This is a genomic window from Phenylobacterium sp., assembly GCF_036264965.1.
In the GTDB taxonomy this organism is placed as follows: domain Bacteria; phylum Pseudomonadota; class Alphaproteobacteria; order Caulobacterales; family Caulobacteraceae; genus Phenylobacterium.
In genome coordinates this window covers 1-12,015 of sequence record NZ_DATAPY010000018.1, presented here as the reverse complement: position 1 = coordinate 12,015, position 12,015 = coordinate 1, and the positions used below count along the sequence as shown (strand labels likewise).

Genomic DNA, 12,015 nt, shown 5'->3' with positions numbered 1-12,015 from the left:
TTGGGCGTCTTGGAAATCGCGGCCACGACCATCGGCGTTCTCCGGCGTTAGATTTACATCTGTAGTCTATGAAAATTACGGATGTAAGCAACAGAGTCAATGCGCGGCGGATGACCAGGTGAGAGACCGGGTAACCTGCCGGGCCTACGCCGTCTCCAGCACCTTCGCGGACTGCTTGTCCCAGCGACCCCACAGCGCCTTCTCCTCGGCCTTGGCCGGGCCGACGGAGGCTTCCTTGACGTGGCCGTAGCCGCGGATCTTCTGCGGGATGGCGGCGATCTGGGCGGCGGTGGCGAGCCGCTCGGGCGACAGGCCATCGACGATCTTGCTGAGGGCCGCCTCGTAGTCGGCGATCAGGCCACGCTCCATCTTCCGCTCGTCGGTGTAGCCGAAGATGTCCAGCGCCGTGCCCCGCAGGCCCTTCATCCGGGCCATCACCGGGAAGGCCGCGTCGAGCATCCAGCCGCCGAACGCGATCTTCTTCGGCCGCCCGTCGGGGCCCTTGCGCGCGATCAGCGGCGGGGCCAGCCAGACCTTGGCCTTGCCGCCCTTGAAGGTCTCGTTGCGATAGGCCTGGAAGCGGCCGTCCGTATAGAGCCGGGCGACCTCGTATTCGTCCTTGTAGGCCATCAGCTTGTAGAGGTTCACCGCCACCGCGCGGGTCAGGGCCTCGGAGCCGAGCGGCGCTTCGGCCGCGCGGACCGCCGCCACCTGGTCGGCGTAGCGCCTGGCGTAGGCGGCGCTCTGGTAGCCGGTCAGTTCCGTCATGCGGTGGGCGATCAGCTCGTCCAACGGCATGGTCTCCGGCGTCGGCACGTCGTCCTCCCGCTTGCCGCGCGCCGCCGGATCGAAGGCGGCCTTGCGGCCAAGCTCGAAGGCTTGGAGATTGGCCTCGGCGTCCACCCCGTTCAGCCGAATGGCGCGGTAGAGCGCGCGGCTGGAGAGCGGGATCACGCCCTTCTGCCAGGCGAACCCCAGCATGATCATATTGCCGTAGATGGCATCGCCCAGGTTCGCCACCGCCAGGTTCTGGGCCGGCATGGCGTCATAGGACTTCACCGCCGCGGCCAGCCGGCGGCCCTGCGCCTCGGCGTCGAAGCGCACGTCGCGGTCGGTGACGAAGTCGGCGGTCGGGGCGAAGTCGGCGTTGCCCACCGCCACCGTGCGGTCCTTGGCGTAGAGCGCCAGCGCATCGGCGCCCGCCGCCGACAGCAGGTCGCAGGCGATCAGCACACGGGCCGAGGCCGCGGGGACCCGGCCGCCGACCACGGTGTCCTCGGCCTCGCCGATGCGGACGTGGCTGAACACGGCGCCGCCCTTCTGCGCCAGGCCGGTCATGTCGACCACCGACGAGGCGCGGCCGTCCACGTGCGCGGCCATGGCCAGGATCGAGGCGACGGTCGTCACGCCCGTGCCGCCGACGCCGGTGAAGACGATGTTCTTCACGCCCTCGAACGGCTCGAACGCCGGCAGCGGGGTGGAGTCCGCCGTCAGCGCCGGCATGGCCTCACGGTGCGGGTTCTCCGCGCCCTCGAGCGTGATGAACGACGGGCAGAAGCCTTCCAGGCAGGTGTAGTCCTGGTTGCAGGACGACTGGTTGATCTTCCGCTTGCGGCCGAAGGCGGTGTTCAGCGGCTCGACCGAGACGCAGTTCGAGGTCTTCGAGCAGTCGCCGCAGCCTTCGCAGACTAACGGATTGATCATCACCCGCTGGGGCGCGGCCTTCATGGTCCCGCGCTTGCGGCGGCGGCGCTTCTCGGTGGCGCAGACCTGATCGTAGAGCAGGACGGTGACGCCGGGCGTCTCGCGCAGCTGCTCCTGGACCTTCATCAGCTCGGAGCGCGGATGCACCTCAACGCCGGGTGCGAGGTCCGTGGCGTGCTCGTAGCGCTCGGGCTCGGCGGCGACGATTACGATCTTCTTCACGCCCTCGGCGTGCAACTGCCGCGTGATCTGGGCGGGCGTGAAGCCGCTCTCCGCCGCCTGGCCGCCGGTCATGGCGACCGCGTCGTTGAACAGCAGCTTGTAGGTCATCGACGAGCCGGCCGCGACCGCGGCGCGGACCGCCAGCGAGCCCGAGTGGTTGTAGGTGCCGTCGCCCAGGTTGACGAAGACGTGGCTCTCGTTGGTGAAGGGCGAGGCGCCGACCCAGCTCAGGCCCTCGCCGCCCATGTGGCTGTTCAGGTCCGTCGAGGGGTCGTTGAAGCTGGCCATGTAGTGGCAGCCGATGCCGGCCAGGGCGCGCGAGCCCTCCGGCACGCGGGTCGAGGAATTGTGCGGGCAGCCGGAGCAGAAGAACGGCTTCCTCTGCTGGTCCGCCGACAGCGTCACCGCGGCCATCGAGGCGGCGGAGACCCGCGCCAGATAGTCGTGGACCCGCTCCATATGCGGACCCGGCGGCAGGCGGTCGGCGATGGCCAGCGCCACTTCCGCCACCGACAGCGAGCCGATCTCCGACAGCAGAGGATGGCCCTGCTCGTCCACCTTGCCGATGATCTTCGGCCGGGCGTGGGCGGGCAGCTCGTAGAGCGCAGCGCGGGCCTGGGTCTCGATCAGCGGGCGTTTGTGCTCGATGACCATCAGGGTCTCGAGGCCGGCGGCGAAGGCGCGGATGCCCAGCGGCTCCAGCGGCCAGGGCATGCCGACCTTGTAGATCGCCACGCCCAGGTCGGCGGCCTCGGCGGACGAGATGCCCATGGCCGCGAAGGCCTCGATCACGTCCTTGTAGGCCTGACCCTGGCAGGCGATGCCGAGCCGGGGCCGCGAGGAGCCCAGCATCACCCGGTCGATCCGGTTGGCGCGGGCGAAGGCCAGGGCGGCGGGGATCTTCTGGGTGCGGAGCCGGCGCTCCTTGTCCAGCGGCTGGTCCTTCAGCCGGATGCCGAGGCCGCCCACGGGCAGGCGGAAGGTCTCCGGCAGGACGAACTGGTGGCGATTCAGGCCGACGTCGATGGTCACGCCCGAGTCCATGGTGTCGGCCAGCGCGATCAGCCCGACCCAGAGGCCGGTGTAGCGCGACATGGCGTAGCCCAGCAGGCCGTAGTCCAGCACCTCCTGCACGTCGGCCGGCGATAGCACCGGCATCTCGAAATCCTGGAAGGCGTATTCCGACTGCGACGGCAGGGTCGAGGACTTGCAGTTGTGGTCGTCGCCGGCCACCGCCAGCACCCCGCCCTTGGGGAAGGTCCCGGCGAAATTGGCGTGCTTGAAGACGTCGCCGGTGCGGTCGACGCCGGGGGCCTTGCCGTACCACATGCCGAACACGCCATCGTACCTGGCGCTGTCGGGGAACAGGTTGGCCTGCTGGCTGCCCCAGACGGCGGTGGCCGCCAGGTCCTCGTTGACGCCTTCCTTGAAGACGACGTCGGCGGCCTTGAGGAATTTCGAGGCGCGGCCGGCCTGCTGATCCAGCCCGCCAAGCGGCGAGCCGCGGTAGCCGGAGACGAATCCCGCCGTGCGCAGACCCGCGGCCTTGTCCAGCCGGTGCTGGTCCATCAGGACACGCAGCAACGCCTGGACGCCGGTGATGAAAACCCGGCCTTCTGTGAGCAGAAATTTGTCGTCCAGCGTCACTTCAGCGTGCCGCATCGCAATTTTCTTCCTTCTGCCTCTCGCGCGCGCTTTGGAAGATCATATAAGATCGCAGCAATTGCTTGCTAAAAGCGTGCCCCGACCTCTCAGTTCGGGGGCACGAACGACGCCTATATGGCGCTGAACAGGGAGGAAAACTTGTCTGAGGTGCTCGACGCCGTCGATGCTAAAATCCTGGACCTGATCCAGCACGACGCCGGCTTGTCTGTCGCCGAGATCGCCGAGCGGGTCGGATTGTCCTCCAGCCCCTGCTGGCGGCGGATCAAGCGGCTGGAAGACGCCGGCGTCATCCAGCGGCGCGTGACCATCCTCGACCGCGAGAAACTGGTCCTGGGCTTCGAGGTCTACTGCACCGTCAAGCTCAGCCTGCCCACCAAGGACAACCTCGACGCCTTCGAGACCGCGATCACCAAGCTGGCCGAGTTGGTGCAGTGCGCCACCGTCACCGGCTCGGCTGACTATGAGCTGCGCGTGGTCACCCGCGACATGCACGCGTTCGACGATTTCCTGCGCGAGCGAATCCTGTCGTTGGGTCTGGTCTCCAACATCGAAAGCCGCATCGTCATCCGCTCGGTGAAGAACACCACCTCTGCGCCCCTCGGCTTGATCAGCCCCTATGTGAGCGCGCAAGGATAGGCTTCCACCACGGAGGCTCCTCCCCATGATTGAACTCGTCATCGACCAGCGCCGCCGCGATCTCGGCGGGTTCGAGGTGGGGCGCGTGCTGCCGTTCCACGCGCACCGGATGGTCGGGCCGTTCATCTTCTTCGACCACATGGGCCCGGCGACCTTCGAGCCCGGATTCCCGCGCAACGTCGACGTGCGGCCGCATCCGCACATCGGCCTGTCGACGGTCTCCTACCTGTTCGAAGGCGCCATGACCCATCGCGACAGCGTCGGCACGACGGAGGTGATCCGGCCCGGCGAGGTCAACTGGATGACGGCCGGCAAGGGCATCACCCATTCCGAACGTTTCGAAGACCTGCGCGCCCACGGCGGGACGATGAATGGCATCCAGGCCTGGGTGGCCCTGCCCACCGAGTCGGAGGACAGCGCCCCGGCCTTCTCGCACCACGGCCCGGACGACCTGCCGACCTATGAAGGCGGCGGCATGTGGGCCCGCCTGATCGCCGGCAAGGCCTTCGGCGCGGAGGCCAAGGTGAAGGTCCACTCGCCGATGTTCTACGTCCACTGGGCGCTGGACGCCGGCGCCAGGGCCGAGCTGCCGGCGGAATACCCCGAGCGCGCGGCCTATGTGGCCCAGGGCATTGTCGAGATCGACGGACGGCAGATCCACGAGGGCCAGATGGCGGTCTTTGCGCCCGGCGAGACCATTGCGGTCACCGCCGTCACACCCGCCATCGTCATGCTGCTGGGCGGCGAACCGATCGGTGAACGGTTCATCGAATGGAACTTCGTCGCCTCGTCCAAGGACCGGATCGAGCAGGCCAAGGCCGACTGGCGGGCCGGCCGCATGAAGCTCCCCGATGCCGACGACCAGGAGTTCATCCCCCTGCCGCCCGACCCGCCGGGCCCTGCTCCGGCAATGAGCTGACGTTCGGCGCCGCAGAAATAGGCGCCGGTGCGATCTATCGGCTACACACCGCCCATGAACGTCAGCGTCTTCGACCTTTTCAAGCTGGGGATCGGCCCGTCCAGCTCGCACACCATGGGCCCGATGACTGCCGCGGGGCGGTTCCTGGATTGGCTGGGCGAGCGGGTCGAGCAGCCCGCACGGGTGCAGGTGACGCTCTATGCGTCGCTGGCGCTCACCGGCCGCGGCCACGCCACCGACCGTGCGGTGATCCTCGGGCTGTCGGGGTTCGAGCCGCGCGGCCTCGATCCCGACGTCGCCGACCAGGTGATCGTCGAGGTGCGCGCCAACCATTGGCTGAACCTGGGCGGCCGTCATGGCGTCGCCTTCGACGAGGCCACGGACCTTTTGTGGGAGGGCCGCACGCGGCTGCCGCAGCATCCCAACGGCCTGAAATTCTCGGCCTTCGACAGGGCCGGCGGCCTGATCGCCGAGCGGACCTATTTCTCCATCGGCGGCGGCTTCGTGCGCGATGAGGGCGAGATGGGGCTGAACACCCCGCCGGAGGCCGCGGCCCTGGTGGAGGTCCCCTACCCGTTCGACTCAGGCGAGCAGCTGCTGGCCATGGCGGCGGAAGCCGGCCTGACCTTCGCCGAGGTCATGCGCGCCAATGAGCGGGTGCGCCGCACCGACGCCGAGATCGACGCCGGCCTCGATGAGGTGGCCGCCGCCATGTACGCCTGCATCGATCGCGGCATGAAGACCGACGGCGTGCTGCCGGGCGGGCTGAAGGTGCAGCGCCGCGCCTTCCAGGTGCATCAGAGCCTGATCAGCGACGCCGACAAGCGCATCGCCGATCCGCTGGCCGCCCTCGACTGGGTGAACCTCTGGGCGCTGGCGGTGAATGAGGAGAACGCCGCCGGGGGCCGCGTGGTGACCGCGCCCACCAATGGCGCGGCGGGCCTGGTCCCGGCGGTGCTGCGCTACTACGACCGCTTCCATCATGGCACGGCGGAGGGCCGACGCACCTTCCTGCTGACCGCCGCGGCGATCGGCGCCCTCTACAAGAAGAACGCCTCGATCTCCGGCGCCGAGGTGGGTTGCCAGGGCGAGGTGGGCGTCGCCTGCTCGATGGCCGCGGCGGGGCTGACCGCCGCGCTCGGCGCGACCAACGCCCAGATCGAGAACGCCGCCGAGATCGGCATGGAGCACAACCTCGGCCTCACCTGCGACCCGATCGGCGGCCTGGTCCAGATCCCCTGCATCGAGCGCAACGCCATGGGCGCGGTGAAGGCCATCGACGCCAGCCGCCTGGCCCTGTTGGGCGACGGCCAGCACTCAGTCAGCCTCGACAAGGTGATCGCCACGATGAAGCGCACCGGCGAGGATATGAGCCACGTCTACAAGGAGACTTCGCTCGGCGGCCTGGCCGTCAACCTGGCGGAATGCTGAGCCTCAGCCTTCCAGATAGGCGGTGAGTTTGGCCATGATCTCGCGGCTGCCCTCTTCGCGGCTGCCGTTGTCGTCGTAGCCGTCGAGGAAGGCGCCCTGCTCGGTGTGGATCAGTCGTGTCCCACCGCCGGGAACCGCCTTGAACTCGAAGGTGGCCAGCGACACGCTGATCTTCCGCCCGTCCAGCCGCATCTCGTAGGTGTAGACGATGCGCTCCCCCGGGATGATGTCGAAGTAGAGAGCGTCGAATTCGGTGACCATGCCGCTCTTCCATTCGCCCATGAGCCGTTCGCGGCCGCCCACCCGAAAATCCATCGATCGGTCGCCGATGGTCCAGTTGTCATTGGGCGCTGTGAACCAGCCGTTCTTGCCCTCGATGCTGGCGAAGGCCTCGAACACCCGCCGCGGCGTGACGGTGGGATAGGTCCGCTCAAGCGTGAAGACCCCGTGGGATACGCTGCGGGTGAGTTCGATCTGGGCGTTCATGTCGGGTCTCCGTCGGGAAAGCGTTTGAGGTATTCGCCGAGGCGGTCGAGGCGTTGCTCGGCCTCCGCCCGGCGCTGGTTGAACCACTGCTCGGCCAGGCTGAGGGCGGCTGGCTCCATGCGGCAGGTGCGCACCCGGCCGACCTTTTCCGAGCGGACCAGCCCGCTCGCCTCCAGCAGCGCCAGGTGTTGGACGATGGCCGGCAGCGACATGGCGTAGGGCGCCGCGAGCTCGCTCACCGAGGCGGGGCTCAGGCTCAGTCGCTCGACCATGCTCCGGCGCGTCGGGTCGGCCAGGGCCTGGAAGGTCAGGTCGAGGTTGACGGCGGCCATCGGAATCAGCCGTCCTTCAGCGGGAAGTACTGGAAGAACGGCTCGGCCTCGGCCAACACGCGGGCCACGCTGGGCCGCGCCTTCAGGCGTTCAAGATAGGCCGCGAGGTTCGGCCACGCGGCCAGCTTCACCGCGTAGTCAGCGTAGAACAGCGCAGGGAGCGCCGCACAATCGGCGAGGGTGAAGGTCTCGCCCATCGCCCAGGTCCTGGCGATCATTGGGGCGATCAGGTCATAGCCCTCGGCCACCTTCCCCCGGTTCTGCTCGGCGCCGAAGGGGTCGTGCTTATCGTCGGGCCGCATCCGCTCGCTGACGATCTGCTGGAACGGCAGGTGCACGTAGTTGTCGATCAACCGGTCGAGGAGGCGGGTCTGCATCGCCGCATCGGGATCGCTCGCCAGCAACGAAGCTCCAGAGGCCTGGGTGCGCGCCAGGTATTCGACGATCAGGCTCGACTCGGGGATGGTCTGCCCCCGCGCGTCGTCGCGCAGCACGGGGAATTTGGCGAGTGGCCAGACCGCCTGGAACGCTGCCCGGTCGGCCGGATCGCCCAGGTTCACCACCCGCGGCGTGAAGGCGACGTCGGCCTCGTAGAACGCGATCAGCGCCTTCCAGCAGAACGACGAGAGCGGGTGATAGTAGAGGGTCAGGGCCATTCGGGGATCTCCATACTTAAGTGATTGCCTAAGTAAATTCTCATGATCATGCCGTCAAGCCCTGCACCCGCCGCCGCTACTCCGGGGCGGGCGGTGAAAGCGCCTTGCGGGTCTGCTCCCAGTACTGGGCGCCGGTGATCAGGGTGACGAGGGTGGCCAGCCAGAACATCGCGTGCGCCGCGATGGCGGCGGGGCCTTCGATGGCGGGGTCCTGCGGCAACAGGGGGAAGGCGCCCCAGGCGCCGACGACCAGCTCCATGGTCAGCGCCACCAGCTGCAAGGTGGTCTTCCACTTGGCGAGCAGGGTCACCGGCAGCTTGATCCCGCGGCCCGCGCCGACCTCGCGCAACGCACTGACCGTGAACTCGCGGAACAGGATGAGGCCGCCGGGCAGCAGCACCATGGGCTGGGCGCCGCCCAGGGCCATCAGGCCCAGGATGGCGCCGCAGACCAACACCTTGTCGCCAATAGGATCGAGGATGGCGCCCCAGACGCTGACTGCGTCCAGCTTGCGCGCCAGCCAGCCGTCGAAGAAGTCGGTCACCGCGGCGACCACGAAGGCGTAGATCGCCCACCGCTGCAGGGCGAACTGGGTCTGCGGCTCCAGGTGGTCGGAGAGGCCGGGCACGGCGCCGGCCGCCGCGGCCAGGGCCACGAACATGAACAGCGCCAACACCAGGCGCATCGAGGTCAGGATATTGGGAAGCGACTTCATGGGAAATCCAGCGCGCCCGGCGGCGCTTCGTTCCTTTGAAGCTTAGCCTTTCGCGCGGGCCCGACGCCACCTCTCGGTCAGCGTTCCCGCAGCGCCTCCGCCGTCGCTGCATTCAGCTTGCGGATCCGCTCTTCATAGAGCTGCGCCAGCCGGGTCGGATCAGACACGGTGTTGCGGGCGTCGCGCCACGCGAGCTGGCGCTCTCGCAGCAGGGTGCGATCCTCATGCGCCGCCAGCGCCTCGGCGTAGGCTTGGCGCAGGTCGCCTTGCAGCCGGCGCAGCTTGGGATCACCGCAAATCACGCGGTCCGCCGGCGTGGGCTCCCGCGCGCAGCCGCTCGCCGCCGTAGCCGCCGGCCGCTCCGGGGCAGGCTGCACGATCGGCGCGCTTTTGGCCGCCTCCTCTGTCGCGAGCGCAGGCGGCAAGGGTTCTGTCACGCGGCTGTTGGCGTCGCCGGCCACATCCTGGGCGCTGGACGGCGAGGCGGGCTGAGCCGCTGCCGGGTTGGCCGAGGCTTCCGGCGCCGGCTCCGCGGCGATCGGCGCTGAGGGTTCCGGGACAGGCGGCGGGGCCGGCGCAAGCGCGGCGGTCTGGACCGGCGCGGCGGCCGGCGCGGGCCGCGGCGGCGTATCGCGGGGCATGTCGCCGACCCAGAAGCCTAGGGCGGTCCCGACGGCGATGCCGAGGGCGAAGCCGATGACCAGGCGCAGGCCGGGCCGGTGGGGCGAAGGCGGCCTGGCGACCGGCGGAGGGGCCATCCGCGGGGCCTCGACCCTCGCACTTGGCGCTTCGTCTTCGGGCGGCGCCGGATCGTCGTGCCACAGGCTGAGCGGCCGGTTCGCGTCCCGCTCGATCGGCGCGGGCTGGGCGTCCTCGGCCACGATCGCCGCCTCAGGAACCACGGCCGGCGCAGGCTGCGCCTTGCGCCGGCCTCGCGGCGGAGCCGAGGCCTTCGCAGGCGCCCGCGACGGCGCCAGGTCCTCAGGTTCGCGCGCCGGCGGGCGCCAGTTCGGCATCGGCGGCAGGTCGTCGTCCTCCGCCATCTCCCCAAGCTCGACTTCGATCTGACGCGGCTCTTCCAGGCCCCGAATCGTCGACCCGCGCCGTCCCGCGGGGTTCTCCCGGCGCACGGCCATCTCCTGCAGCACCTGGTAGGACAGGGCGGCGTCGCCGCGCCTGCGGCTCGAGTCCAGAAGTTGCCTGAGCTCCTGCCCATTCAGGGCGGAGAGATTGACTTGCGGCATCAATAGCGGTCCTGGGCGCATGGCAATTCCATTTGCCGGCGCCCGTCGCTTCACCAGCGACGGCAGTATCAGGTGGCTCGGCGAAAGAGGAAAGCCCCCATCGTTCGTCTAGGTTGCGACCGAAAGTCTCTCGGCCGCGCCGTTCAGGTCAGCCGGAACACCGTGCGCGTCGGGAAGGACTGCTTCAGTTCCGCCCAGCCGGGGTGGCTGGAGTCGCTGGAGCCCATCGGCGTCTTGTCGGTCTGGATGACCTTCTGCAGACGCTTGATACGGTCCTTGGTCCCCGGGTGGGTCGAGTAGAGCGAGGTCGTCGCCTTGGTCCCGGGCGGCACCAGCCGCAGCATGGTGTTGAAGAAGTCCGGCGCGTGGGTGCTGTCGTAGCCCACGGTGTGGAACACACGCACGATGTGGCCGTCGGCGGCATACTCCAGGTCCTGCGAATAGCCGCTGGTGACCATGTCGTAGACCGGCCCTTCGAAGGCGGTCAGGACCTCGCTGGTCAGGAAGGCGCCCGCCCCGCCGGTCTTGCGCCCGACTTGCTCGACGATCTGTTGCTTGGCGATGCCGCCCATGCCCTGCACAAACTTCTTGTTCTTGATCTGGGCGACGCCGTGGCTGAGCTCGGCGTGGCCGATCTCGTGACTGATCACCGCGCCCAACTCCTCGGGCGAGGCGCAGTAGCGGATCAGGCCCTTGTGCACAGCGATCTTGCCGCCCGGCAGCGCCCAGGCGTTGACCGTGTCGGCGTCGATCAACGCGATGTCCCACGGCAGGCCGGCGCGCTTGCTGGTGGCGATCAACGGCTCGGCGAAGCGGCGCAGCGCCCCCTGGTCCTTGATCGAGTTATAGCGGCCGCCGGACTGGTCGATGAACCGCTCGTAGTAGTTTGTGCCCATCGAGATTTCATCGGCTTCGCTGATCTGCATGTTGGCGATGACATTGGCCGCCTGGCCTATGAGATCAGCGGCTCTGCCCACGCCGGACGGCAGGCCGCTGACGCCCGGCAGGCTACCGAAACTGGGAATCTGCGCCATGGCGGGCGTCGCCGCCAGGGCGGCGCCCGCGGCGGCGCCCGTCAGCAGGCCGCGGCGGCCGATGGTTTCGGAGTTGCTCATGTTATGCCTCCCCCCAATCTGGGCCTCCCCAAAGGCTTCCCATCACTTGGTTTTCAGCACGAACTCGCCCTGCCAGTCGGCCGGCGGCGGGTTCGTCAGATAGGCCTCGCACCGCCCAGCATACACCTTCGAGGGCGGGTCCGCCGTTGCCAAGCTTGTGAAGATCTTTAGTGCGCCGGCGAAGTCGCGCGCGTCGTGCAGCGCCAGGGCGCGCTCGAACGCCTCGCGGCGAGCCAGGACGTCGTCGGCCACCGCGCCGGTGCGGCCCATCACCTCGAAGACGGTGATCGGCAGGGTCTTGCCCTTGACCACCAGCCGGTCGAGCCGGCGCAGGACGAAGCCGTCGCCCACGGCGAGCGCGGTCTGCTCGCTGATCATGATCGAGGTGCCGTATTCCTTGTTCGCGCCCTCGAGCCGGGCCGACAGGTTCACCATGTCGCCGGTCACCGTGTAATTGAGCCGCTGGGCCGAGCCCATGTTGCCGGCCACTGCAAAGCCCGTGGCGATGCCGATGCGGGTGCCGAGCTTGCCGTTCGGCAGGAACTCGCCGACCACATCGCGGTTGAAGATTTCCAGCGCCGCCTGGCAGTCGAGCGCGGTCTCCACGGCCTTGCGCTCGGCGTCCTCGACCACCACCGGCGCGCCCCAGATCGCCATCACCGCGTCGCCGATATATTTGTCGACGTAGCCGTCGTGGCCATTCACCACCCCGGACATCAGGGTGAGGTAGCGGTTCATCAGCTCGATCAGCCGCTCGGGGGTCTCGCGCAGGCCCTCGCTGATGGTGGTGAAGCCACGACGGCTACGTCGACAAATATATCGGCGACGCGGTGATGGCGATCTGGGGCGCGCCGGTGGTGGTCGAGGACGCCGAGCGCAAGGCCGTGGAG

At 68.7% G+C, this 12,015-nt stretch carries 11 protein-coding genes; 3 read left to right on the top strand and 8 right to left on the bottom strand.

Going from position 1 to position 12,015, the window contains the following annotated elements; genetic code table 11:
* Positions 1-144: 144 nt before the first annotated feature.
* The gene (locus VHS75_RS01660; RefSeq protein WP_329636863.1) at positions 145-3,588 is read right to left on the bottom strand and encodes an indolepyruvate ferredoxin oxidoreductase family protein; all 3,444 of its coding nucleotides are present in this window, start codon (positions 3,586-3,588) and stop codon (positions 145-147) included.
* 141 nt (positions 3,589-3,729) lie between these two features.
* Here VHS75_RS01660 and VHS75_RS01655 point away from each other — a divergent pair, with 141 nt between their 5' ends.
* The 3 genes from VHS75_RS01655 to VHS75_RS01645 are packed head-to-tail and all read left to right on the top strand — an operon-like array spanning position 3,730 to position 6,577.
* Positions 3,730-4,227 (top strand): Lrp/AsnC family transcriptional regulator, encoded by a 498-nt coding sequence (locus VHS75_RS01655; RefSeq protein WP_329636862.1) that lies wholly within the window; start codon positions 3,730-3,732, stop codon positions 4,225-4,227.
* Between the two features lie 25 nt (positions 4,228-4,252).
* Entirely contained in the window at positions 4,253-5,146 is an 894-nt protein-coding gene (locus VHS75_RS01650; RefSeq protein ID WP_329636861.1) for a pirin family protein, read from the top strand.
* Positions 5,147-5,200: 54 nt separating this feature from the next.
* Positions 5,201-6,577 carry an L-serine ammonia-lyase gene (locus tag VHS75_RS01645; RefSeq protein ID WP_329636865.1) on the top strand — a complete coding sequence of 459 codons (1,377 nt, stop codon included), beginning with the start codon at positions 5,201-5,203 and terminating at the stop codon, positions 6,575-6,577.
* 3 nt (positions 6,578-6,580) lie between these two features.
* Here VHS75_RS01645 and VHS75_RS01640 read toward each other — a convergent pair whose 3' ends face one another.
* The 7 genes from VHS75_RS01640 to VHS75_RS01610 all read right to left on the bottom strand — a co-directional run bounded on the left by VHS75_RS01640 (position 6,581) and on the right by VHS75_RS01610 (position 11,908).
* The gene (locus tag VHS75_RS01640; protein ID WP_329636860.1) at positions 6,581-7,063 is read right to left on the bottom strand and encodes an SRPBCC family protein; all 483 of its coding nucleotides are present in this window, start codon (positions 7,061-7,063) and stop codon (positions 6,581-6,583) included.
* Complete coding sequence (locus tag VHS75_RS01635; RefSeq protein WP_329636859.1) at positions 7,060-7,395, bottom strand: metalloregulator ArsR/SmtB family transcription factor; 336 nt, start codon at positions 7,393-7,395, stop codon at positions 7,060-7,062. Before VHS75_RS01635 ends, VHS75_RS01640 begins: the two co-directional genes overlap by 4 nt.
* A 5-nt stretch (positions 7,396-7,400) precedes the next feature.
* Positions 7,401-8,051, bottom strand: a complete 651-nt coding sequence (locus VHS75_RS01630; protein WP_329636858.1) for a glutathione S-transferase family protein — start codon at positions 8,049-8,051, stop codon at positions 7,401-7,403.
* Positions 8,052-8,127: 76 nt separating this feature from the next.
* A complete protein-coding gene (gene pgsA, locus VHS75_RS01625) occupies positions 8,128-8,766 on the bottom strand; it encodes a CDP-diacylglycerol--glycerol-3-phosphate 3-phosphatidyltransferase (protein ID WP_329636857.1) in 639 nt (212 codons plus the stop codon).
* Between the two features lie 77 nt (positions 8,767-8,843).
* Entirely contained in the window at positions 8,844-10,010 is a 1,167-nt protein-coding gene (locus VHS75_RS01620; RefSeq protein WP_329636856.1) for a hypothetical protein, read from the bottom strand.
* A 143-nt stretch (positions 10,011-10,153) separates the two neighbouring features.
* A complete protein-coding gene (locus tag VHS75_RS01615) occupies positions 10,154-11,125 on the bottom strand; it encodes a M48 family metallopeptidase (RefSeq protein WP_329636855.1) in 972 nt (323 codons plus the stop codon).
* A gap of 42 nt (positions 11,126-11,167) precedes the next feature.
* Positions 11,168-11,908 (bottom strand): adenylate/guanylate cyclase domain-containing protein, encoded by a 741-nt coding sequence (locus VHS75_RS01610; protein WP_329636864.1) that lies wholly within the window; start codon positions 11,906-11,908, stop codon positions 11,168-11,170.
* Positions 11,909-12,015: the final 107 nt, after the last annotated feature.